At 73.1% G+C, this 22,178-nt stretch carries 22 protein-coding genes; 4 read left to right on the top strand and 18 right to left on the bottom strand.

Going from position 1 to position 22,178, the window contains the following annotated elements:
• Positions 1 to 793: efflux permease Rv1217c-related protein (locus tag F2B26_RS00380; protein ID WP_499679443.1), on the top strand; the 793-nt coding region annotated here is incomplete at its 5' end.
• A gap of 7 nt (positions 794 to 800) precedes the next feature.
• On the opposite strand, the gene F2B26_RS00375 is transcribed toward F2B26_RS00380, so the two are convergent.
• Genes F2B26_RS00375 through F2B26_RS00345 form a run of 7 tightly spaced genes read right to left on the bottom strand, consistent with a single transcriptional unit; the run spans position 801 to position 8,542 of the window.
• Positions 801 to 1,475: a response regulator gene (locus F2B26_RS00375; protein WP_159805231.1), complete on the bottom strand. Its 675-nt coding sequence runs from the start codon at positions 1,473 to 1,475 to the stop codon at positions 801 to 803.
• Entirely contained in the window at positions 1,472 to 3,973 is a 2,502-nt protein-coding gene (locus F2B26_RS00370; protein WP_235929406.1) for a DUF4118 domain-containing protein, read from the bottom strand. The genes F2B26_RS00375 and F2B26_RS00370 overlap by 4 nt, the downstream gene beginning before the upstream one ends.
• 27 nt (positions 3,974 to 4,000) lie before the next feature.
• Complete coding sequence (gene kdpC / locus F2B26_RS00365) at positions 4,001 to 4,576, bottom strand: potassium-transporting ATPase subunit KdpC (protein ID WP_159805229.1); 576 nt, start codon at positions 4,574 to 4,576, stop codon at positions 4,001 to 4,003.
• A gap of 12 nt (positions 4,577 to 4,588) precedes the next feature.
• Positions 4,589 to 6,655, bottom strand: a complete 2,067-nt coding sequence (kdpB, locus tag F2B26_RS00360; RefSeq protein ID WP_159805227.1) for a potassium-transporting ATPase subunit KdpB — start codon at positions 6,653 to 6,655, stop codon at positions 4,589 to 4,591.
• Positions 6,652 to 8,316: a potassium-transporting ATPase subunit KdpA gene (gene kdpA / locus F2B26_RS00355; RefSeq protein WP_159805225.1), complete on the bottom strand. Its 1,665-nt coding sequence runs from the start codon at positions 8,314 to 8,316 to the stop codon at positions 6,652 to 6,654. Before kdpA ends, kdpB begins: the two co-directional genes overlap by 4 nt.
• Positions 8,316 to 8,405: a K(+)-transporting ATPase subunit F gene (gene kdpF, locus F2B26_RS00350; protein WP_159805223.1), complete on the bottom strand. Its 90-nt coding sequence runs from the start codon at positions 8,403 to 8,405 to the stop codon at positions 8,316 to 8,318. The genes kdpA and kdpF overlap by 1 nt, the downstream gene beginning before the upstream one ends.
• The gene (locus tag F2B26_RS00345; RefSeq protein ID WP_159805221.1) at positions 8,402 to 8,542 is read right to left on the bottom strand and encodes a hypothetical protein; all 141 of its coding nucleotides are present in this window, start codon (positions 8,540 to 8,542) and stop codon (positions 8,402 to 8,404) included. The genes kdpF and F2B26_RS00345 overlap by 4 nt, the downstream gene beginning before the upstream one ends.
• A gap of 190 nt (positions 8,543 to 8,732) precedes the next feature.
• On the opposite strand from F2B26_RS00345, the gene F2B26_RS00340 reads away from it, so the two are divergent.
• Positions 8,733 to 9,104, top strand: coding sequence for a DUF3054 family protein (locus tag F2B26_RS00340; protein WP_235929405.1), 372 nt, complete (start codon positions 8,733 to 8,735; stop codon positions 9,102 to 9,104).
• A gap of 62 nt (positions 9,105 to 9,166) precedes the next feature.
• Here the strand turns inward: F2B26_RS00340 and F2B26_RS00335 are convergent, their stop codons facing one another.
• From F2B26_RS00335 to F2B26_RS00285, 11 genes are all read right to left on the bottom strand, one after another.
• Entirely contained in the window at positions 9,167 to 10,624 is a 1,458-nt protein-coding gene (locus F2B26_RS00335; RefSeq protein ID WP_159805217.1) for a glycoside hydrolase family 32 protein, read from the bottom strand.
• Between the two features lie 10 nt (positions 10,625 to 10,634).
• Entirely contained in the window at positions 10,635 to 11,648 is a 1,014-nt protein-coding gene (locus tag F2B26_RS00330; RefSeq protein ID WP_159805215.1) for a LacI family DNA-binding transcriptional regulator, read from the bottom strand.
• Positions 11,645 to 12,547 (bottom strand): carbohydrate ABC transporter permease, encoded by a 903-nt coding sequence (locus F2B26_RS00325; protein ID WP_438939149.1) that lies wholly within the window; start codon positions 12,545 to 12,547, stop codon positions 11,645 to 11,647. The genes F2B26_RS00330 and F2B26_RS00325 overlap by 4 nt, the downstream gene beginning before the upstream one ends.
• A 5-nt stretch (positions 12,548 to 12,552) precedes the next feature.
• Complete coding sequence (locus F2B26_RS00320; RefSeq protein ID WP_159805241.1) at positions 12,553 to 13,434, bottom strand: carbohydrate ABC transporter permease; 882 nt, start codon at positions 13,432 to 13,434, stop codon at positions 12,553 to 12,555.
• Between the two features lie 73 nt (positions 13,435 to 13,507).
• On the bottom strand, positions 13,508 to 14,851 hold the full coding sequence (locus tag F2B26_RS00315) for an ABC transporter substrate-binding protein (RefSeq protein WP_159805213.1): 1,344 nt from the start codon (positions 14,849 to 14,851) through the stop codon (positions 13,508 to 13,510).
• A gap of 43 nt (positions 14,852 to 14,894) precedes the next feature.
• Complete coding sequence (locus tag F2B26_RS00310) at positions 14,895 to 16,370, bottom strand: family 43 glycosylhydrolase (RefSeq protein WP_159805211.1); 1,476 nt, start codon at positions 16,368 to 16,370, stop codon at positions 14,895 to 14,897.
• A gap of 159 nt (positions 16,371 to 16,529) precedes the next feature.
• Positions 16,530 to 16,865 (bottom strand): nuclear transport factor 2 family protein, encoded by a 336-nt coding sequence (locus F2B26_RS00305; RefSeq protein ID WP_235929403.1) that lies wholly within the window; start codon positions 16,863 to 16,865, stop codon positions 16,530 to 16,532.
• A 74-nt stretch (positions 16,866 to 16,939) separates the two neighbouring features.
• On the bottom strand, positions 16,940 to 17,761 hold the full coding sequence (locus F2B26_RS00300) for a MerR family transcriptional regulator (protein WP_201292530.1): 822 nt from the start codon (positions 17,759 to 17,761) through the stop codon (positions 16,940 to 16,942).
• A 51-nt stretch (positions 17,762 to 17,812) separates the two neighbouring features.
• A complete protein-coding gene (locus tag F2B26_RS00295; protein WP_159805209.1) occupies positions 17,813 to 18,244 on the bottom strand; it encodes an arsenate reductase ArsC in 432 nt (143 codons plus the stop codon).
• Positions 18,241 to 19,350, bottom strand: a complete 1,110-nt coding sequence (locus F2B26_RS00290) for a metalloregulator ArsR/SmtB family transcription factor (protein ID WP_159805207.1) — start codon at positions 19,348 to 19,350, stop codon at positions 18,241 to 18,243. The genes F2B26_RS00295 and F2B26_RS00290 overlap by 4 nt, the downstream gene beginning before the upstream one ends.
• Before the next feature lie 108 nt (positions 19,351 to 19,458).
• Positions 19,459 to 19,884: an ArsR/SmtB family transcription factor gene (locus F2B26_RS00285; RefSeq protein ID WP_159805205.1), complete on the bottom strand. Its 426-nt coding sequence runs from the start codon at positions 19,882 to 19,884 to the stop codon at positions 19,459 to 19,461.
• An 86-nt stretch (positions 19,885 to 19,970) separates the two neighbouring features.
• Between F2B26_RS00285 and arsD the strand changes: the two genes are divergently transcribed.
• Positions 19,971 to 20,348, top strand: coding sequence for an arsenite efflux transporter metallochaperone ArsD (gene arsD, locus F2B26_RS00280; protein ID WP_159805203.1), 378 nt, complete (start codon positions 19,971 to 19,973; stop codon positions 20,346 to 20,348).
• Complete coding sequence (gene arsA / locus F2B26_RS00275) at positions 20,342 to 22,147, top strand: arsenical pump-driving ATPase (RefSeq protein ID WP_328698639.1); 1,806 nt, start codon at positions 20,342 to 20,344, stop codon at positions 22,145 to 22,147. The genes arsD and arsA overlap by 7 nt, the downstream gene beginning before the upstream one ends.
• Positions 22,148 to 22,178: the final 31 nt, after the last annotated feature.

The raw sequence follows: 22,178 nt of genomic DNA, 5'->3' as shown, positions 1-22,178 counted from the left end.
GCAGCCGCGCCCCGGACCGGCCGGGACCACCGGGCTCGGCAGCCCGTTGGCGCTCGCGGCCCGGCTGCACGGCCCCGGCATCGCGACCTGGGCGGTGAGCGCCGCGGCGTACACGATGCTCGTCGGGCTCATCCTGCCGTCGGCGGGCGACATCGTCGGCACGTCCCCGCAGTTCGCGCAGGTGATCGAGGCGCTGGGTGGGGCCGGGGGCATCGCCGACCTGCTCGTGTCGATGGTGAGCGGGTTCGTCGGGATCGCCACCGGGGCGTGGGCGGTGACGATGGTCGTCGCGCTGGTCCGGGAGGAGACGTCGGGGCGGCTCGCGCAGGTGCTCGCCGGTCCGGTGGCGCGCGGGCGCTACCTCGGGGCGGTCGCCGTGCTGCTGGTCACCGGGGTCGTGGCGATCCCGGCGCTCGGCGGGCTGGCGCTCGGGCTCGGCCACCTGGCCGCGGGCGGCACCGGCGCCCCGACCCTCACCGACCCGCTCGGCGCAGGGCTGGTGCAGGTGCCCGCGGCGCTCGTCGTGGCCGGGGCGGCGCTCGCGCTGTACGGCTGGGTGCCGCGGCTCGTGCCGCTGTGCTGGGCGCTGCTGGCCTGGACGTTCGTCGTCGGGGTGCTCGGCAGCCTGCTCGACCTGCCCGGCTGGCTCGTGGACCTGTCGCCCTACGCCCACCTGCCGGTGGTGCCCGGGCACGCCGTGACGCCGGGGCCGCTCGTCGTGCTCGTCGTCGTCGCGGTGCTGCTCGGTGCGGTCGGGGCGGTCGGGCTGCGGCGGCGGGACCTGGCGGGCTGACAGCGACTCAGGGCACCAGCCGGTAGCCCACCCCCGGCACCGTGACGAGGTGCCGCGGGTGGGTGGGGTCCGGTTCGAGCTTGCGGCGCAGCTGGGCGAGGTAGACCCGCAGGTAGTGGGTCTGGGTGGCCAGGTCCGGCCCGCGCAGCTCGGTGAGCAGCTCGCGGCGGCCCACCACCTTGCCGACGTCGCGGGCCAGCAGCTCGAGCATGTGCCACTCGGTGGGGGTGAGTCGCACCTCGGCCCCGTCCCGGGTGACCTTGCGCAGCGCGAGGTCCACCGTGAACGTCGCGGTGACGACCACGGGTGGCCCGTCGCCGGTCGGGGTGTGGCGGACGGCGGCGCGCAGCCGTGCGAGCAGCTCGTCCATCGCGAACGGTTTGCTCACGTAGTCGTCGGCGCCGGTGTCGAGGGCCTCGACCTTGTCGTCCGAGGTCTGCCGCGCCGAGAGCACGACGACCGGCACCGCCGACCAGCCGCGGATGGCGCGCAGCACGTCCATCCCGTCCAGGTCCGGCAGCCCCAGGTCGAGCACGACGAGGTCCGGGTGCCAGTTCGCGGACAGGTCCAGGGCCGCGCGCCCGTCGTTGGCCACGGCCACGTCGTAGCGGTGCGCGCGCAACGTGATGGCCAGCGCCCTGGCGAGCGCCGGTTCGTCCTCGACCACGAGCACCCGGGTCATGCGGGGTCGAGCGGCAGCGTCATCACCATGGTCAGTCCTCCGCCGGGGGTGTCCTCGGCCTCCAGTGTGCCCCCGTTGGCCCGGACGAAGCCCTGCGCCACCGCGAGCCCGAGCCCCAGACCGTGCCCGTCGGGGGAGTCGCCCAGCCGCTGGAACGCCGCGAACACCTGGGCCTTGCGGGCGTCGGGGATGCCGGGGCCGCGGTCCACCACCCGCACCACCACGGCGGTCGGCACGGCCCCGGCCACGACGCGCACCGGCCCGTCGGTGTAGCGCAGCGCGTTCTCGACGAGGTTGGCGACGGCCCGTTCGAGCAGCCCGGCATCGGCGACGACGAGCGGCAGGTCCTCGGGCACGTCGATCGTCAGCCGGTCGCAGGCCAGCGGAGCCACGGCGAACGGCACCACCTCGTCGAGCGCCACCGGGGCCCGGTGCACCGTGACCGCCCCGGCGTCGAGCCGGCTCATGTCGAGCAGGTTGTCGATGAGCGCCTGCAACCGGTCGGTGCTGGTCTCGACGTCGGCGAGCAGGGCGACACGGTCGTCGGGGGCGATGGCGTCGCCGCTCGTGGTGAGCGCGCTCACCCCGGCCTTGATCGCGGCGAGCGGGGTGCGCAGGTCGTGCGAGACGGCGGCCAGCAGGGTGGTGCGCATCGCGGTGCGCTGCTGCTCGGCCTTGGTGGCGCGCGCCTGCACCCGCAGCCGGTCACGTTCCAGGGCGGCCTCGGCGTGCAGCCCGACAGCCGTGGCCACCCGCAGGTCCTCGGCCGACAGGTCGTGGCCGCGCAGCGCGAGCATGAGCCCGTCACGCACCGGCACCGTGCTGCTCGCCTCGTCGGGGGCGTGCGGTGCGTCCCGGCCGACGGCGTGCACCACCTGCCAGGGGTCGGTCTCGGCGTCCCGGGTGAGCAGGGACACGGCGTCGAGGGCGAACGCCTCGCGCAGCTGGTCGAGCATCGCCGGCACCGCATCGGCCCCGCGCAGCACCGCACCGGCCACGGTGGCCAGGGTGTCGGCCTCGGCGCGGGCGGCGGCGGCCTGCACGGTGCGGCGGGCGGCGAGGTCCACCACTGTCGAGACCGCCACCGCGACGGCGAGCAGCACCGCGATGGCCGCCACGTTCTGCGGCTCGGTGATGGTGAACGTGCCGACCGGCGGCACGAACCCGTAGTTCGACACCAGCCCGCCGATCACGGCGGCCAGCAGCGCCGGCCCGAGCCCGCCGACCAGCGCCACCCCGACGGTGAGCGCCAGGAACAGCATGAGGATGGTGGGCAGCGAGTCGAGCAGCAGCCCGTGCAGACCCAGGCCCAGCAGCAGCGGCCCGAACGCCGCGAGCGCCCACGCCGCCACGAGCCGCCGGCGCCCGAGCCCGCTGCGGCGAGGTGGGGCCCGGTGCCCGCGTCCGGCCTGCTCGTGCGTGACGACGAGCACGTCGATCTCGCCCGACCCGCGGATCACCCGGGGGACGATCCCGGGGGAGAGCGCCGCCACCGGACCGCGCCGCCGGGTGGCCCCGAGCAGGATCTGGCTCGCGTTGACCCCGCGGGCGAACTCGAGCACGGCCGTGGCCACGTCGTCCCCGACGACGGTGTGCCAGCTGCCGCCGAGCGACTCGACGAAGGACCGCTGCCGGGCCAGGGCGTCCGGGCTGGGCCCGGCGAGCCCGTCGCCGCGCGCCACGTGCACGACGAGCAGGTCACCACCGGCCGGCCGGCTGGCGATGCGCACCCCGCGGCGTACGAGGGCCTCGGTCTCCGGCCCGCCGGTCACGGCCACGACGAGCCGCTCGCGCGCGGGCCACGGCTCGGCGATCTCGTGGTCCTGGCGGTAGGCGGCCAGGGCGTCCTCGACGCGGTCGGCGGTCCACAGCAGGGCGAGCTCGCGCAGCGCGGTGAGGTTGCCCGCCCGGAAGTAGTGCGTCAGCGCGGCGTCGATCTTGTCCGGCCCGTACACGTTCCCGTGCGCGAGGCGGCGGCGCAGCGCCTGCGGGCTCATGTCGACCAGCTCGATCTGGTCGGCGCGGCGAACCACCTCGTCGGGCACGGTCTCGCGCTGGTGCACGCCCGTGATGGACTCGACGACGTCGTTGAGCGACTCCAGGTGCTGGATGTTCACCGTGGTGACCACGTCGATCCCGGCGGCGAGCACCTCCTGCACGTCCTGCCAGCGCTTGGCGTTGCGCGAACCGGGCACGTTGGTGTGCGCGAGCTCGTCGATGAGCGCGACGGCGGGGTGGCGGGCGAGCAGACCGTCCACGTCGAGCTCGTCGAACGTGGCGCCGCGGTACTCCACGGTGCGCCGCGGCAGCACCTCGAGCCCGGCCAGGTGGGCGGCGGTCTGCGCCCGGCCGTGCGTCTCGACCAGGGCGACGACGACGTCGACGTCCCGCTCGCTGCGGCGCTGGGCCTCGTCGAGCATGGCGTACGTCTTGCCGACGCCGGGGGCGGCGCCCAGGTAGACGCGCAGCGTGCCGCGTTTGCGCTCCTCGTCAGCCACGGGGCCAGCCTCTCCCGGATCGTCCGCTCAGCCCAGCCCCGCGAGCGCGGCGTTGAGCTCGAGCACGTTGACGTGCGGGTCGCCCAGCACGCCGAGGTCGCGGCCCTGGACGTGCGCCTCGACCAGGGCGGAGACCGTCGCCGGGTCCAGCCCGCGCACCCGGGCGACCCGGGCCACCTGCAGCCGGGCGTAGGCCGGCGAGATGTCGGGGTCCAGCCCCGAGCCGGAGGCGGTGACCGCGTCGGCCGGCACCGCGGAGACGTCGACGCCCTCGCGGTCGGCGACCTCCTGGCGGCGCTGGGTGACGGTGGCCAGCAGCGTCGGGTCGTTGGGGCCCAGGTTGGAGGCGCCCGAGGCCAGCGGGTCGTACCCGTCGCCCGCGGCCGAGGGGCGGGGCAGGAACCACTGGTCACCGGTGACCTGCTGGCCGATCAGCCGCGAGCCCACCACCTGGCCGTCGACCCGCAGCAGCGAGCCGTCGGCCCGGTCCGGCACCAGCCGTCCCACGCCGTACACGGCCAACGGGTAGCCGACCCCCAGCACCACGGTGAGGACCAGCAGCAGCCGTGCACCGGCGAGCACCTGACGAAGCATCGAGTTCATGGCAGCACGCCGTCACATTCCGGGGAGCAGGGAGACGACCAGGTCGATGAGCTTGATCCCGAGGAACGGCGCGATGATGCCGCCCACCCCGTAGACCAGCAGGTTGCGGCGCAGCATGGCCGCCGCGCTCGACGGGGTGTACCGCACCCCGCGCAGCGCCACCGGCACGAGCGCCACGATGATGAGCGCGTTGAAGATGACGGCCGACAGCACCGCGGACTGCGGTGAGTGCAGCCGCATGATGTTGAGCGCGTCGAGCTGCGGGTACACCACGGCGAACATGGCCGGGATGATCGCGAAGTACTTGGCGATGTCGTTCGCGATGGAGAACGTGGTGAGCGCGCCGCGGGTGATGAGCAGCTGCTTGCCGATCGCGACGATCTCGATGAGCTTGGTCGGGTTCGAGTCGAGGTCGACCATGTTCCCGGCCTCCTTGGCGGCCGAGGTCCCGGTGTTCATCGCCACCCCGACGTCGGCCTGGGCCAGCGCGGGGGCGTCGTTGGTGCCGTCCCCGGTCATCGCGACGAGCCGGCCGCCGGCCTGCTCGGTGCGGATGAGCGCGAGCTTGTCCTCCGGGGTGGCCTCGGCGAGGAAGTCGTCGACCCCGGCCTCGGCCGCGATGGCCCCGGCGGTGAGCGCGTTGTCGCCCGTGATCATCACGGTGCGGATGCCCATCGCGCGCAGCTCGGCGAACCGTTCGCGCATCCCGGACTTCACGACGTCCTTGAGGTGCACGACGCCCAGCGCCCGCGCCGGACCGTCACCCACCTGCTCGGCCACGACCAGCGGGGTGCCGCCGGACCCGGCGATGGCGTCCACGGTGCGCCCGACGTCGGCCGTGGGGTGCCCGCCGTTCTCGCGCACCCACGCCATGACGGCGCTCGCGGCCCCCTTGCGCACCGACCGGGTGCCCTCGGGCTCCGCGAGGTCGACGCCGCTCATCCGGGTCTGCGCGGTGAACGGCAGGAAGGTGGCCTGCGCCAGCTCACCGGCGGGCCGTTCGCGCAGCCCGTACTCGGTCTTGGCCAGGACGACGATGGAACGCCCCTCGGGGGTCTCGTCGGCCAGGCTGGACAGCTGCGCGGCGTCGGCGAGGGCGTCGACCGCCACGCCGTCGGCCGGGACCAGCTCGACGGCCTGCCGGTTGCCGAGCGTGATGGTGCCGGTCTTGTCGAGCAGCAGCACATCGACGTCACCGGCGGCCTCGACGGCCCGGCCGGACAGCGCCATGACGTTGCGCTGCACCAGCCGGTCCATCCCGGCGATGCCGATGGCCGACAGCAGCGCGCCGATGGTGGTCGGGATGAGGCAGACGAGCAGCGCGACGAGCACGGTGATCGACTGCGCCTGCCCGGAGTACACCGCGAACGGCTGCAGGGTGACGACGGCCAGCAGGAAGATGAGCGTGAGCGAGGACAGCAGCAGGTTGAGCGCGATCTCGTTCGGCGTCTTGGCCCGTGCCGAGCCCTCGACCAGGGCGATCATCCGGTCGAGGAACGTCTCGCCGGGCTTGGCGGTGATCTGCACGACGATCCGGTCCGAGAGCACCCGGGTGCCGCCGGTGACGGCCGACCGGTCGCCGCCGGACTCGCGGATCACGGGGGCGGACTCGCCGGTGACGGCCGACTCGTCGACCGCGGCGACGCCCTCGACCACGTCGCCGTCGCCGGGGATCACCTCACCGGCCTCGACGACCACCCGGTCGCCGACGACGAGCGCGGTCCCGGGCACCTCCTGCGTGCTGCCGTCGGGGGTCAGGCGCCGGGCCGTCGTCGTCGTGCGGGTGCGGCGCAACGAGGCGGCCTGGGCGCGACCGCGTCCCTCGGCGACGGCCTCGGCCAGGTTGGCGAACACGACCGTGGCCCACAGCCAGGCGGCGATGGCCCAGGCGAAGGCGCTGGGGTGCACCGCGGCGAGCACCGTGGTGAGCACGGCGCCGACCCAGACGACGAACATCACGGGTGTGCGCACCTGGTGGCGCGGGTCGAGCTTGCGCAGCGCCTGGGGGAGCGAGGCGATGAGCTGCCGGGGTTCGAAGGCCCCGGCGGCCGGGCGCAGGGTGGGGGTGCTGGTGGTCATGACAGGGCCTCGGCGAGGGGTGCGAGTGCGAGTGCGGGGAAGAAGGTGAGCCCGGCGACGATGAGCACGACACCGGTGAGCAGCCCGGCGAACACCGGGGTGTGGGTGGGCAGCGTGCCGGCACCGGCCGGGACGGGCTGCTGGGTGGCGAGCGACCCGGCGAGCGCGAGGGTGAGCACGATCGGCACGAACCGGCCGAACAGCATGCCCAGCCCGAGCGCGGTGTTCTGGTAGGTGGTCGCGGCGCCGAACCCGGCGAACGCCGAGCCGTTGTTGTTCACCGCGGAGGCGTAGGCGTAGAGGATCTCGGACAGCCCGTGCGGTCCGGTGTTGAGCAGCGAGGCGTCCCGCAGGCTCGGCACCCCCGCCGTGATCGCCGCGCCGACCAGCACGAGCGCCGGCATGGTGAGGATCGACAGTGCGACGAGCGTGACCTCGCGCCGGCCGATCTTCTTGCCCAGGTACTCCGGGGTGCGCCCCACCATGAGCCCGGCGAGGAAGACGGCGAGCACGGCGATGACGAGCATCCCGTACAGCCCGGTGCCGACCCCGCCCGGGGAGACCTCGCCCAGCACGATGTTGAGCAGGGTGACGCCGCCGCCGAGCGCGGTGAACGAGTCGTGGAAGGAGTTGACCGACCCGGTCGAGGTGCTCGTCGTCGACGCGGCGAACAGCGCCGAGGCAGCCGGCCCGAACCGCACCTCCTTGCCCTCCATCGCGGCACCGGCCAGCTGCGGGACGGCGCCGGCGGCGTGCAGCTCGGCCCACGTGGTCGCGGCGACGGCCGCGGCCCACAGCCCGCCCATCACGGACAGGATCGCGACGCCCTGGCGGCGGTCGCGCACCAGCGTGCCGAACGTGCGCGGCAGCGAGAACGGGATGGCCAGCAGCAGGAAGATCTCGACGAGGTTGGTCCATGCGGTGGGGTTCTCGAAGGGGTGCGCGCTGTTGGCGTTGAAGTAGCCGCCGCCGTTGGTGCCCAGGTCCTTGATCGCCTCCTGCGAGGCCAGCGGGCCGGTGACCAGGTGCTGCGTACCGCCGGTGAGCGTGGTGACGTCCTGCACGCCGGTGAAGTTCTGCACGACGCCGCCGACGAGCAGCACGATCGCCGCGACGAACGCCAGCGGCAGCAGGATGCGCCCGGTGGCGCGCACGAGGTCGACCCAGAAGCTGCCGATCCGGTCGGTGCGGCTGCGGGTGAACCCGCGCACGAGGGCCACCGCGACGGCGAGCCCGACGGCGGCCGAGGTGAAGTTCTGCACGGCGAGCCCGGCCATCTGCACGAGCTGGCCCATGACGGCCTCGCCGGAGTACCACTGCCAGTTCGTGTTGGTGACGAACGAGACGGCGGTGTTCCAGGCCCCGGCCGGGTTGACGTCGGCCATCCCGAGCGAGAGCGGAAGGTGCGCCTGCACGCGCTGGAACAGGTACAGCGCCAGGACGCTCACCAGGGAGAACGCGAGCAGCGAGCGGGCGTAGACGCCCCAGCGCTGATCGGCGTCGGGGTCGATGCCGCCCAGCCGGTAGACGATGCGCTCGACGCGGCTGTGCGTGCGGCCCTCCAGGACGCGGGCCATGTAGTCGCCGAGCGGTACGTGCACGGCGGCGAGCAGGGCGACGAGCAGCCCGATCTGCAGGACGGCGGCGGTGGTCGCGCTCATCAGAAACGCTCCGGCCGCAGCAGGGCGTACAGCAGGTAGCCGGCCAGGCCGACCGCGATGACGAGCGACACCCAGGTCTCGACGTTCACAGCTTCTCGACCCCGCGCACGAGCAGCGCGAGGGCGCTGAAGCAGACGAGGGTCAGTGCCACGAAGGCCAGATCGGCCATCAGTGCTCCCGGACGGGTTCGGCCCTGCGGGCCGGGCGGCCGCGGTGGTCGCCGCACCTATCCAGCACCCGCCGGGGTGCCCGCGGTACCCGTCCTGACGGAACCCTGACGCCCTCGACGCACTGTCCTGACGACACCCGGACACCGCGCCGGGTCTCGTGCCGGTCCTCAGATGAGTCGTCCGTCTCCCCGCCGGGCGCGGCGGGCGAGGAGTGCTTCGACGCCGTGGACGTGGCACGGTGTGCCCGTGCTGACCCGTCGCCGCCTCGCCGTCCTGGCCCTCGACCTGCTCGCCGTGCTCGTGTTCGCCGCCGTGGGCCGCCGCTCGCACGGGGAGGACGTCGCCGGGCTGCTCGTCACGTTCTGGCCGTTCGCGGTCGGCACCCTCGTCGGGCACGCCGTGGTGCGGCTGGTGTCGCGGGCACCGGGCTCCTCCGTCGGCGGGGCCGTCGTGGTGGTCTCGACGGTCGCCGTCGGGATGGTGCTGCGCGTGCTCACCGGGGCGGGGACGGCCGTCACGTTCGTCGTGGTGGCGACCGTCGTGCTCTCGGCGTTCCTGCTGGGCTGGCGCGCGGTGGCCGGGCTCGTCGGCCGACGCGGGCGTGGCCGGGCACGGTGACATGCGCCGGCCTGCAGCCCGGGCGCCGGTGACGCGGTTCCCGAACCTCTCGACGGGGCCGCTCAGGAGCTGCGGTCGGCGGTGAGGAGGCCGGCGGCGTCGACCGCGACGACCGTGATCGGGCCCCGGTCGTCGCACTCGACGGTGACGGTGACCGGACCGGTGCCGAGCGGGACGAGGTTCGACAGGGTCTGCTCTCCCTGGTTCACGAAGATCTCGAGCAGCCCGCCGTCCAGGCTGACGAGGAGCCGGACGGGCCGCGCGCAGCCCAGCGGGACCGTGCTCACGGAGGGGAAGTCGGGGTGCACGGCCTCGGCGTCCGCTCCGCCGCGCGTGACCCGCAGCTCACCTGCCGCCACGTCGTGGCAGATCGAGACGAGGGCGTCGGCGTCGCCGCGCAGGTCGAGCCGCACCGACCCCGTCGCGGCCGGGTCCCAGCGCAGCTCGCAGAGCAGGTGCCCGCTCGACACGAGCTCGACGGGCTGTGCGTCGCCGGCAACCGTCGCGAGCGTGGCACGGTCCAGCCACGTCCGCACGAAGCCGAACGGCTCCTGGACGAGCCGGACCTGCCCGTCGACGGTGCGCAGCGCGAGCCGGCGTGGCAGTGACATCGCCCCGCGCCACGGGGCGGTGGGCACGGACGCCGCGTAGCGCCAGTTGCTCATCCACCCGAGCAGGATCGCCTCGCCGTCGGGTGCGTGGTCGAAGGTGACGCCGGCGTAGAGGTCGCGCCCGTGGTCGAGCCGGGTCAACCGGTCGACGTCGGGCGTGAACTCGCGCCCGTCGAACCTCCCCACGACATAGCTCATCGAGGAGCCCTCAGGGTCGGCGTCCGCACCGACCGGGTTGGTGCTGAGCAGCAGCACCCAGCGCTGGTCGTCGGGGTCGTCGTCGACGGGCAGCCGGACGAGGTCGGGGCACTCCCAGACGACCCCGTCCGTCCCGGTCGGGCCGAACGTGCTCAGATGCGTCCACGCGCGAAGGTCGGTCGAGCTGTAGAGCAGCACCTGTCGGTCATCGGCCTCGACGGCGACCAGGAGCCAGCGCGCGTCACCGTCAGCGTCGACGTACGGCACGACCTTCGGGTCGCGGAACGCCCGGGTCCCGCGGTCGAGCACGGGGTTGTCCGGGTCGGTCGCCCACGTGTAGCCGCCGTCGGTGCTCGTCGCGCGGGACTGCGCCTGGTGGTCGTCGTCGTACGCGCTCGTGAACAGGGCGGTGAGCGTGTCGTCCCCCGGCAGCCGGGAGGCGACGACGGAGCCGGAGAACATCTGCTCACCGGGGCGGTACGGCAGAGCGACGGGGTGCTCCGTCCAGTGCAGCAGGTCGGGGCTCGTCGCGTGCCCCCAGCTCATGTTGCCCCAGTCCGGCCCCTCGGGGTTGTGCTGGAAGTACACGTGCCAGAGGCCGCCGTGGTGCACCAGCCCGTTCGGGTCGTTCATCCAGTGGCGGTGCGGGGTGAGGTGGAACAGCGGCCGTGGCATCGCGCCCGACGCCGCGGGCCGCACCGGGTCGGTCACGGCGGTCCCCTCAGATCGACTGCCGGCGGACCGGCGGGCACGCGACGCGCACGACGTCGACGGAGGGCTCCAGCCCGAGCAGCACGCGCACCCCGGCCGCACCCAGCTCGTAGTGCGGCAGGGCGACGGTGGACAGCGGGGGACGCAGGTGCGCGGCGATGACGTCCTGGTTGTCGAAGCCGACGACGGCGACGTCCTCGGGGATGCGCAGCCCGTGCTCGCGGAGCCCGTCGTACAGACCCATGGCGACGCGGTCGTTGTGGCAGAACACCCCGGTCGCCCCCGAGGCGAGGACCTCGGCGGTCGCGTCGTAGCCGCCCTCCTGCTGCGGTTCGGCGAGGTGCACGAGGCTCTCGTCGTAGGCGATCCCCGCGGCCTCGAGCGCGGCGCGGTACCCGGCGAGACGGCCGGTCTGGGCGGGCGACGGCGTCGTCGTGTTGAGGAACGCGATGCGGCGGTGCCCGGCGGCGAGCAGCTCGTCGGTCGCGGTGCGCCCGCCCTGCTCCTCGTCGGGCACGACGGCGGGCAGCCCGCTGTCGTCCGCGAAGCAGTTCACCAGGACGGCGTCGGTCTGGTGCAGGGTCTCCGGCACGGGGATCTCGCGGTGGTACCAGGTCGAGTAGAGGATCCCGCGCACCTGGTGCTCGAGCATCATGGTGATGGCGTCGTTCTCGACCGCCGGGTTGCCGTCGGTGTTGGCGACGAGGAGCACGTACCCGTGCTTCCACGCCTCGTCCTGGGCGCCGTGGATGATCTGGCCGGCGAACGGCGTCGTGGCGATCGCGTCGGCGACCAGCCCGATGAAGCGCGACGAGCCCTGGGAGAGCGTCTTGGCGAGCGCGTTCGGTCGGTAGCCGAGCTCGGCGACCGCCTCCTGGACGCGGCGTCGGGCGTCGTCGCCGATCCGGGCGCTGGGCTTGTTGTTGACGACGTGCGACACGGTGGCCACCGACACGCCCGCCGCCTTCGCGACGTCGCGCATCGTGACGACGTGCCCGTGCCGACCGTGGTCCGTGCCGCTCATCCCTTGACCGCCCCGCTCTCGAGTCCTTGGATCATGGCCTTGTTCAGGACGAGGAACACCAGCATGAGCGGTGTGACGGTGACGCACACGGCCGCGAACGTCGCCGTCCAGTCGGTGTTGCCCATCGCGCCGATGTAGTTCTGCAGCCCGAGCGGGATGGTCTTGAGCCCGTCGGACAGCACGAACGTGTTGGCGAAGATGAAGTCGTTCCAGATGAAGATGGAGTTGACGAGCACCACGGTGATGATCGTGTTGACCGAGAGCCGCAACGTGATCTGGCTGAAGATCCGGTACGGGCCGGCACCGTCGAGCGAGGCGGCCTCGTAGGTCTCGCGCGGGATGTACTCGTAGAACGAGGAGAACAGGTAGACGGCCATCGGCAGCGCGAACGCGGCCAACGGGATGATCATCGACAGGTGCGTGTCGAGCAGCCCGATCCGTGAGTAGTCGATGAACAGCGGCACGAGCGAGATCTGGACCGGGACGACGATGCCCATGAGGAACAGGCCGCGCACCAGACCGCTGAACCGGAAGCCCAGCACCTGCAGCGCGTAGGCCGCCATCATGCCCGCCACCACGATGAGCACGCTCGCGCCGGCGGTGACGATGAAGCTGTTCGCGATGTTGAGCCACAGGTTGCCCGTCGAGAACGCCCGGCCGTAGTTCTCGAGCGTGAAGGACGAGGGCAGCGCGAAGGGGTTGCCCCCCGCGAAGTCGGCCGCGGTGCGGAAGCTCGTCAGCAGCAGCCACACCAGGGGGTACACCTGCATGACCACGATGGCGACGACCGTCACCGTGAGCAGCGTGCGCTGGGCTCGCAGCCGGGGGGAGCGGACCGGCCGACGACGGGCCGGCCGGGACGGCTCGTCCGGACGGGCAGCGACCTGGGTGGTGAGCACGGAAGTCACTTGTCGTCCCCTCGACGCAGGAGCAGGAAGATCAGCCCGACGGCGACGAGGCACTCGACCACGATGAACACCGAGATCGCGCTGGCGTACCCGTAGTCCGTGTGCACGAACGCCGTCTTGTACATGTAGGTGGTGAGCAGCTCGGACGCCTGACCCGGCCCCCCGTTGGTGAGCAGGTAGGGGATGTCGAACCCGCGCAGCGCGTACGTCGTGGCCATCACGGTGGTGGTGATCCACACCGGGCGGATGTACCGGAAGCGGATGCGCCAGAAGGTCTGCCACCAGGAGGCCCCGTCGAGGCGGGCGGCCTCCTCCAGCTCGTGCGGCACCGCGATGAGGGCCGCGTAGACGATGAGCATGTAGAGGCCGGTGAAGCGCCAGCCCTCCGGGATCGACACCGCGGCGAGCACCGTGCTCACGTTCGACAGCCACGCGGTCTGCAGGTGCTCCAGGCCGACCCACCCGAGCAGCTGGTTGAGCAGGCCCAGCGGCTCGAGGGAGTAGATCCGCTGGAACAGCAGCGCGATGGCGACGGTCGAGATCACGGCGGGCAGCAGGTAGAGCGTCTTGACCAGCTCGCGCGCCCGCGGGAGCGCGGTGAGCAGGCCGGCCACGAGGAGCGCGCCGCCCAGCTGCAGCACGAGGCAGATGACGAGGTAGCCGATCGCGTTGCTGAACGCGGTCCAGAACACGTCGTCGCGGGTGAGCATCTTGACGTAGTTGTCCAGCCCCACGAACCGCATGGTGCTGATGCCGTCCCACTTGTACAGGCTCAGCACGAGCGACTGCCCGATCGGCAGGAGCACGGCGAAGCCGTAGAGCAGCAGCGGGGGGACGAGGAAGACGAGGACCGACAGCCTCGAGCGTCGCGGGAGCATCGACGTCGACAGCTGCTTCGTGCGCCGCCGGGGCGGGCGCGGCCGTGCCGCGCCCGCCCGGGCCGTCGTGGTGTCAGTCACCCAGGTTCTCCGCGAGTGCGGCGTCCATCGTCGTGAGGAACGCGTCCGGGGTGATGTCGCCCTGCACGAGGAGCGTGAGCTCCTGCTGGAGGCGGGTGTTGGTCGTCGGGTCGAGCTGGGTGTCCCACGGCACGGCGATCTTGGCGCCGACGTTCTCCGCCTGGTCCACGGCCTTCTGGTAGAGGGGGGTGGCGTTGCCGGGGATCGTGGTCGCCACGGTGGTGGTGGGGGACAGGGCCCCGCTCGCGGCGTAGACCTCGGGGTAGCGCGTGAGGGCGAACGCGAGGAAGTCACGCATCAGGGGATCGTAGGTCTGGGCGTTGACGGCCATCCCGATCCCCGAGGTGGTGACGAACTCGTCGGGGGCGGTCACCGCACCGTCGGTCGTCGGGAGGGTGAAGAAGTCGACCGAGCCGCGGACGTTGCTGTCGAGCGCGTCGGTCGCGAGGTTCGCGAGCTCCCACGTGCCGATGTTGTAGACCGCCGCCTTGCCCGAGGTGAACAGGGCCTGCGCGTCGGCGTACCCCGTCGAGGAGAACCCGTCCTGGAAGCAGCCTGCCTGGCCCAGGTCGTGCAGCCAGGTGGCGGCGGCCTTGCCCGCCGGGTCGGAGAAGTGGGCCTCGCCCGTCGCGACCTTGTGCACGTAGTCGGGTCCCGCCTGGCGGAACGGGTGGTACGACCAGTACCGCTCGAGCGGCCACTGGTCCTGCCCGTCGAGGGCGATCGGGGTGATCCCCTTGGCGCGCAGCGCCGTGCACATGGCCGGCATGTCGTCGAGCGTCTTCGGGACGGACACCCCTGCCTGCGCGAACAGTGCGGTGTTGTACCAGAAGTACTCGCTGGAGTACTCGAACGGGACCATGGAGAGGGAGCCGTCGGGGAAGCGCTGGTAGTTCAGCGCGGCCTGCCGGTACGTGGAGGTCAGGCCCAGGTCGTCGAGCAGGGCCCCGACGTCCACCATGCGTCCCTGCGAGGCCAGCTTCTGCGCGAACGGGGTCGCGTCGGTGTCGAAGAGCTCGGGCAGCTTGTTCGCGGCGGCGAGCGTCTCGTACTTCTGCACGTACGACGGGCGGTCGGGTGTGGTGATGAGGTTGAGCGAGAAGCCGGGGTGGTCCTTGGCGTACTCGTCGGCGATCTTCTCCATCGCCGTGATCACGCCACCGTCGGCTGGCCGGGACAGCAGCCAGGAGATCTGGCGGGGCACGATCTGCCCGCTCGGGGCGACGTCGGGGGACCCCTTGGCACCGGCGGTGCTCGAGCACGCGGCCAGGGCGAGGACGACGGCGGTGAGGGCGGCCAGGGCGGCGGGGCGGCGCCTGGTGCGGGAGGGAGTCATCGGATCTCCTTTGATCGGTGGTGGCGGGTCGTGCGGGGCTGGGTCAGGCGGTGACGGCGGCGCGCAGGTCGCCCTGCGTCGCCGTCGTGCGGGGGTGGTCACCGCGGCTGTGCGCGGCGAACTCGAGGATCGTGAGAGCGCCTTCGCCGACGAACACCCCGAGGCGTCCCGTCGTGTGGTCGTGCACACGGGTGCTCAGCACGGTGGCGTCGTCGAGCGTGGCGACGAGGAGCTCGCCCGCGAGGACGACGTCGAGGACGTGCTCACCGGGGGCGAGGGTGCACGGACGCTCCAGCTCGACGGCGTACGGCACGTCGCCGGAGATCTGCCACTGCTCGGTGCCGGTGGTCCGGCGCGGCCAGCGGTCGAGCACGAGGCGTCCGCGTCGGGGCTCGAGCCGCAGCGCGTAGCCCTCGTCGCCGTCGGCGCTCGCGCGCAGCAGCACCCCGCACTCGGTCGTGCCCTCGGCCACGTCGAACCTGGCGACGAGGCGCACCTCGTCGGGGGCGTCGGTGGTGGTGAGCAGGTCCGTGTACCCGTCGGGGGCGCGCAGGACGGTGCCGGCGGGGAGCGTCGCCGCCGTGGTCCCGAACGTCTCGCGCAGCTCGGCGGTGGGGTGGAACGCGAGCGTGCCGTCGGCGCGCTGGGTGGCCTCGAGCACCGAGAGCGTCCCCGCCCACTGCCAGGGGCCGTCGTCGGTCGAGCCCTCCCGTGAGGCGATCCAGCCGAAGAAGAAGCGGCGCCCGTCGCGGGCGGCCGACTTGGCGGCGTAGTAGGCGCGGCCGTCGATGGTGTCGTGCGCGGGGGTGGTCCACGGGCCGTGCAGGCTGCGCGCCATGCGGTAGCGCGTGGTGAAGGCCTCGCTGAACTCGGAGTAGACGAGGTACCACCAGCCGTTCCACTCGAACACCTCGGGGCACTCGTGGGCGATGTAGCGACGGGGGTCCCAGAACGGCTCCGCGGGCTCCCAGGTCGACAGGTCGTGCGAGACGCACTGGGCGATGACCCCGCGGCGCCGTTCGGGGCCGTCGGCGTGCCGGGCGGTGACGAGCATCCGCCAGAGGCCTGCGTCGTGGTCACGGAAGACGAAGGGGTCCCGCCAGTCGCCGGTCTCGTACCCGGCGGTCGCGCCGAAGGTGTGCTCCGGGTGGCGTCGCCACGTGCGCAGGCCGTCGCTGCTCGTCGCGTGCTGGACCAGCTGCAGCGGCCGTCCGTCGGCCCCGGTGCGGGCGGGGTTCTGGCCGGTGTAGAAGGCGTGGTGGACCCCGGCGTCGTCCCGCACGATGCTGCCCGTGTAGATGTTGAGGTCGGTCGCGTCGGGACCGCCGGAGGCGATCGCCTCGCCCCGCTCGTGGAACTCGACGAGGTCGTCGCTCACCAGGTGGTGCCACGGCATGCCCTCGGCCGGGACGCGGCGCGTCTCGTGCAGGTAGAAGAGGTGGAAGACGCCGTCTTCCTGCCAGGGGATGAGGTCTCCCACCCACGCGCCTGCCGGCGTGTAGAACCCGCGCTGGTTCATCGTCTCCCCGTCATGGTTAATCGGTTGATCAGACGCTAACAGCGCGCCGTGGGCTTGGTCAACCGATTAACCATGACGGATATGGGTGAGGTGCTGGGAGAGGGGTGACGGGTCAGCGGCGAGCCGGGCCTCGCTCCTCGCCCGGCGGCCGCGCGTCCGTCAGGCGGTGATGGTGAGGGAGTCGATGAGCCCGTGCGGGGCCTGGTCGAACGTGTAGCTCAGGTCGACGCGGCCGCCGGGGAAGTCGCCCTCGAGACGGACGACGACGAGAGCCTTCGGACCGGTCTGCTCCGCGGACAGCCGGGTGGACGTGAGGGTGAACTCGCTCGCGGGGCCGGACAGCCAGCCCAGGATGGCGTCGCGCCCGCGGTAGGTGCGCCCGTCGTCGGTGACCGTGGCGTCGGGGCTGAACACCTCGACGACGCGGGTCTTGTCGGGGCCGGCCATGAGCTCGAAGTACCGGGTGACCATGGGGGAGAGGGTCGAGTTGTTCATCGCTCCACCGTGAGGCTTCCCGTAGGAGGAAGGTCAAGCGGCCGAGCCGGACGGTGTCCGGCGTGGGTGGGGAGTCAGCGCGCGGTGCGGAAGATCGGCCAGCCGATCTCCGTCGCACCCTCCGCGGAGCCGCTGCCGGGGTGGGTGAGGTAGGTCTCGCGGATCGGCCCGTCGATGCCGAGCTCGTGCTCGGTGACGTAGGCGCCGAGCGCACCGTAGGTCTGCGCGATCGTCGCATCGGGACCCCGGTGCACCGTGACGGCCAGCTCGACGGCGGGCAGCAGCACGGCCCGGACGCGACCCGAAGGCTGCCCGACGTCGTCGAGCGAGGCCACCGGGGTGAACACCATGGCCTCGCCGCGCTCGGTGAGGAACAGGTCCGTGTCCCACACGCCCCCGGACGGCCCGACGGCCTGTCGACCCGGGAGGCCCTCGCAGGCCGCCAGCTCGGCGAGTGCGCCGGTGAACCACTCGCCGAGGTCGGCCAGGTCGATGGTCTGACCGATCGCGAGCACCGGCATCGCGGGGACGCTGCGGTGCTCGACAGCGAGCTGCGCGGGTGGGTCGGCGAGCAGGCCCCGGAGCGCGGCGACCGCCGCCCGGGTGGCGTCGAGCTGGGACTCCAGCCGGTCCAGGTGCGCCGCGATCAGGCCGTTGCGCGTCGACACGTCCGGGGTGGCGAGGATGTCGCGGATCGTGTCGACGGGGACGGCCAGGGAGCGCAGCTGGCGCACCACCTGGGCGTCGGCGATCTGGTCGACGTCGTAGAGCCGGTACCCGTTGGAGGGGTCGACCGACGCCGGTTCGAGGATCCCGGCCTGGTGGTAGAAGCGCAGCGCCTTGGCACTCAGCCGGGTCGCCCGGGAGAAGTCGCCGATCGTCATCCGGGAGGCCACGGCACCATCCTCACCTCTCCGCTGGCGGGCGGCCTGGTGGGCGGGCGCGCGTCAGGGGGCCGACGTGACCGGTGTGACGCCGAGCTCGTCGAGCAGGGTGAGGATGCGGGCGCGGATCTCGTCGCGGATGGGGCGGACGGCCTCGATGCCCTGACCTGCGGGGTCGTCGAGCACCCAGTCCTCGTAGCGCTTGCCGGGGTAGAACGGGCAGGTGTCGCCGCAGCCCATGGTGATGACGACGTCGGAGGCCTGGACCGCCTCGGGGGTGAGGATCTTGGGCTTCTCGTCGCGGATGTCGATGCCCTCTTCGAGCATGGCCTGCACGGCGACGGGGTTGATCCGGTCGCCGGGCATGGAGCCGGCCGAGCGCACCTCGACGGCGCCGCCGGACAGGTGCCGCAGGTAGCCGGCGGCCATCTGGGACCGGCCGGCGTTGTGCACGCAGACGAACAGGGCGCTGGGCTTGGGGGTCGTCTGGGTCATGGGGTCGGCTCCTCGGTCGGGGCAGGCAGGGTCGGGGCAAGCAGGGTGGGGGCGGGGAGGGTGGAGACGGGCAGGACGAGGTCGGGCACGAGGTCGGTGAGCAGGGCGCGGACGTGGCGGTCGATCTCGTCGCGGATGGCGCGCACGCCCGCCGGGGACGCGGTGGCGGGGTCGCCGACGGTCCAGTCCTCGTAGCGCACCCCGGGCACGACGGGGCAGACGTCGCCGCAACCCATCGTGACCACGACGTCGGCGGCGCGCACGGCGTCGTCGGTGAGGGGCTTGGGGTACGGGTCGGCGGCCGGGGCGAGCTCGTCGATGAGGGGTGCGACGGTGGCGTGCACGTGCCCGGCGGGGGACGACCCGGCCGAGCGCACCACCACGCGGTCGCCTGCGTAGTGCTCGACGAGCGCGGCGGCCAGCTGGGAGCGGCCGGCGTTGGCCACGCACACGAAGAGGACCTGCGGACGGTGGGCGTCGGGCCGCAGGGCGGTGGTCAGGTCGTGCAGGCGCTGCTCGGCGAACCGCCGGGTCAACGGCAGCAGGTGGTCGCGGATCGTCGCGGAGCGGACGAGGGCGGCGTAGGACTCGCGGACGGTCTGCACCACCTGCGCCGGGGCCAGCTCCGGGTGGCGGGCGGCCAGCTCCTCGGCGGTGCTCGTGAGCGCCCGGTCGACGTCGACCAGCCCGTGCGGCACGGCGGCGGTGCTGCGTGCGTCGCGAGCCGCCGGCACGAACGTCTCCAGCAGCGCCCGCACCGCAGGGACGAAACCGGGTGTGACCTGGTAATACACCCAGGAGGCCCGGCGGGCGGAGGTGAGCACGCCGACGTCCTTGAGGACCTTGAGGTGGTGCGAGACGGTCGGCGCCGCGACGTCGGCGATCTCCTGCAGGTCGCACACGCACGCCTGACCGCCGGGGCTGGAGCTGATGAGGGCGAGCATCCGCAGCCGCAGCGGGTCGGCCAGCGCCTTGAGGGTCGCGGCGACCGTGGCCGCCACGGGGGCGTCGATGGTCCAGGCCTCGGGCTGGGCCAGGCACCCGTCGGTGTGGTGGCGTGGCTGCGCGGGGGCCGGTCCGGCGATCGTCAGCCCTGGCTTCGACATGTCTCGAATTTGACAGGTATCGAATCTGCTGTCAAGCGGTTGGCGTCGGGGACCCGCCGATCGGGCCGGCTGGCCGTGACCGGGGTCGACCCGCCTGCCGGGGCGCGATCAGTCCGTCGTGCCGGTCGGCCGCGTCCGGGTCTCCCCGTCGACAGCCGGGCGCTCGCTCGCGACCGGCCAGAGCCCGTCGTTGCCGAGCTCGGCGGCGAGCTGGGCGAGGACCTCGGGCACCAGCCGGTAGTGCACCCAGGTCCCGCGTCGCTCGCTGGTGACCAGACCGGCCTCGCGCAGCACCTTGAGGTGGTGGGAGACGGTCGGCTGGCTCAGGCCGAGCGGTTCGGTGAGGTCGCACACGCAGGCCTCGCCGGACTCGTGGGCGCCGATGAGGGACAGCAGTCGCAGCCGGCCGGGGTCGGCGAGGGCCTTGAACCGCAGGGCGAGCGCCGTCGCCCGGCCCTCGTCGAGCGGTGTGCGCACCAGCGGTGAGGAGCACGAGTCCGCGTCGAGCAGTGGCAGCGCGAGGGGTGACGGCATGGCTCCAGCATCCCCGCTGTATTGACAGTTGTCGATCTGGATCTATGCTGGATCGACAAACATCGATCTTCTGGAGGGTGGGACGCGTGAGCACCATCGAGGTCTACGAACCGGCGATGTGCTGCAGCACCGGGGTCTGCGGACCGGATGTGCCGCAGGACCTCGTGAGCTTCTCCGCGGACCTGGACTGGCTGCGCGGGCAGGGCACCGAGGTCGCCCGGCACAACCTGGCCGGTGAGCCGTCACGGTTCACCGAGCAGCCCGCTGTCCTCGCGTTCATGCAGGTCTCGGGCTCCGAGGGGCTCCCGCTGGTGCTGGTCGACGGCGTCATCGCGATGACCGGCCGTTACCCCTCGCGGGACGAGCTGGCCCGCTGGGCCGGGGTCACTGCGCGGCCCGCCCTGGCGGTGCTGCCGATGGCCGGTGCGGCCGGCGGCTGCTGCGGCGGTGGCGGGTCGTGCTGACCGCACCGACCACCCCGGGCTTCCTGGCCGACGCCCCGCGCTACCTGTTCCTCACCGGCAAGGGTGGCGTCGGCAAGACGTCGATCGCCTGCGCCGCCGCGGTGACCCTGGCCCGGGCCGGCCGCTCGGTGCTGCTCGTGAGCACCGACCCGGCCTCCAACGTCGGGCAGGTCTTCGGGCTGACGATCGGCAACACGCTCACCGCCGTCCCGGCCGTGCCCGGGCTGTCCGCGCTGGAGATCGACCCCGACCAGGCCGCGACGGCCTACCGCGAGCGGATCGTCGCCCCGGTGCGCGGGCTGCTGCCCGAGGCCGAGGTCGCCCTCATCGCCGAGCAGCTGTCCGGGGCGTGCACCACCGAGATCGCCTCGTTCAACGAGTTCACCGCCCTGCTCACCGACGAGGGTGCGGTCGCCGGGTTCGACCACGTCGTCTTCGACACCGCCCCCACCGGGCACACCATCCGGCTCCTGCAGCTGCCGGCCTCGTGGACCGACTTCCTGCAGACCGGCAAGGGTGACGCGTCCTGCCTCGGCCCGCTGGCCGGTCTGGACCGGCAGCGCCACGTCTACGCCGATGCGGTCGCAGCCCTGGCCGACCCGGACCTCACCCGGCTCGTCCTGGTCACCCGTGCCCACCGGGCGGCGGTCGACGAGGTCGCGCGCACGCACACCGAGCTCGCGGCCCTGGGGATGGTGCGCCAGCACCTCGTGGTCAACGCGGTCATGCCACGGCCGCGCTCCGGTGACCGGTTGGCGCAGGCGGTGTTCGACCGTGAGCAGGCCGTGCTGGCGACGCTTCCTGCCGAGCTGGCCGGGCTGCCGCGCGACGTGCTGGAGCTCAAGGCCGCGACCATGGTCGGCCTGGACGCCCTGGCCCTGCTGCTCCAGCCCGGCGGCGAACCCGAGCCGAGCACGGTGCCGGCCGCCCCCGTGGAGCTGCCCGCCGGGACGGTCGGTCTGTCGGCGCTGGTCGACGAGCTCGCCGCGCAGGGGCACGGGCTGGTGATGACCATGGGCAAGGGCGGGGTCGGCAAGACCACGGTGGCCGCCGCCCTGGCCGTGGCGCTGGCCGACCGCGGGCTGCCGGTGCACCTCACGACGACGGACCCCGCCGCACACCTCAACCAGACGCTGGGCGGTACGACGGCCAACCTCGAGGTCTCGCGCATCGACCCGGCGGTCGAGACCGAGCGCTACCGGCAGGCCGTCCTGCAGCGCCGGGGTGCGGCGCTCGACGAGGCCGGCCGGGCGAGCCTCGAGGAGGACCTGCGGTCCCCGTGCACCGAGGAGATCGCCGTCTTCCAGGCGTTCTCCAAGGTCGTCAACGAGGGGCGCCGCAGGTTCGTCGTCATCGACACCGCACCGACGGGGCACACCCTGCTGCTGCTCGACGCCACGGGCTCGTACCACCGGGACGTGGTGCGCCAGCTCGGCTCGACCGCCGGGACGCTGACCACGCCGATGATGCGCCTGCAGGACCCGGCGCACACCAAGGTGCTCGTCGTCACCCTGCCCGAGGCGACCCCGGTGCTCGAGGCCGAGGACCTGGCCGGCGACCTGCGCCGCGCCGGCATCGAGCCCTGGGCCTGGGTGATCAACACCAGCCTGGCCGCGGCCCGCACCACCGACCCGCTGCTGCTGGCCCGCGCCGCCAATGAACGCCCCCAGATCGCCAGGGTGCTGACCGACGACGCCGAACGGTGCGCGATCGTCCCGATGCTGGCCCACGAACCGGTCGGCGTCGACGCTCTGCGCGCCCTGGCGAGCACCGGCGCCAGCGAGCCCGTGCCGGTCTGATCCGCACGCCCCGCACACGTGCGCCCGGCGC

This window comes from Cellulomonas citrea (genome assembly GCF_009829685.1).
Lineage (GTDB): Bacteria > Actinomycetota > Actinomycetes > Actinomycetales > Cellulomonadaceae > Cellulomonas > Cellulomonas citrea.
The sequence above is the reverse complement of the archived record's forward strand: the minus strand, read 5'-3'. Positions and strand labels throughout refer to the sequence as shown.

Excerpts from the sequence above, each read along its gene's own strand:
- F2B26_RS00295 (WP_159805209.1), bottom strand. The coding sequence starts at position 18,244 with ATGACCCAGACGACCCCCAAGCCCAGCGCCCTGTTCGTCTGCGTGCAC.
- F2B26_RS00290 (WP_159805207.1), bottom strand. The coding sequence starts at position 19,350 with ATGTCGAAGCCAGGGCTGACGATCGCCGGACCGGCCCCCGCGCAGCCA.
- kdpC (WP_159805229.1), bottom strand. The coding sequence starts at position 4,576 with ATGAACTCGATGCTTCGTCAGGTGCTCGCCGGTGCACGGCTGCTGCTG.
- F2B26_RS00285 (WP_159805205.1), bottom strand. The coding sequence starts at position 19,884 with ATGCCGTCACCCCTCGCGCTGCCACTGCTCGACGCGGACTCGTGCTCC.
- F2B26_RS00330 (WP_159805215.1), bottom strand. The coding sequence starts at position 11,648 with ATGAGCGGCACGGACCACGGTCGGCACGGGCACGTCGTCACGATGCGC.
- kdpB (WP_159805227.1), bottom strand. The coding sequence starts at position 6,655 with ATGACCACCAGCACCCCCACCCTGCGCCCGGCCGCCGGGGCCTTCGAA.
- kdpA (WP_159805225.1), bottom strand. The coding sequence starts at position 8,316 with ATGAGCGCGACCACCGCCGCCGTCCTGCAGATCGGGCTGCTCGTCGCC.
- F2B26_RS00320 (WP_159805241.1), bottom strand. The coding sequence starts at position 13,434 with ATGCTCCCGCGACGCTCGAGGCTGTCGGTCCTCGTCTTCCTCGTCCCC.
- F2B26_RS00315 (WP_159805213.1), bottom strand. The coding sequence starts at position 14,851 with ATGACTCCCTCCCGCACCAGGCGCCGCCCCGCCGCCCTGGCCGCCCTC.
- F2B26_RS00310 (WP_159805211.1), bottom strand. The coding sequence starts at position 16,370 with ATGAACCAGCGCGGGTTCTACACGCCGGCAGGCGCGTGGGTGGGAGAC.
- F2B26_RS00375 (WP_159805231.1), bottom strand. The coding sequence starts at position 1,475 with ATGACCCGGGTGCTCGTGGTCGAGGACGAACCGGCGCTCGCCAGGGCG.
- F2B26_RS00305 (WP_235929403.1), bottom strand. The coding sequence starts at position 16,865 with ATGAACAACTCGACCCTCTCCCCCATGGTCACCCGGTACTTCGAGCTC.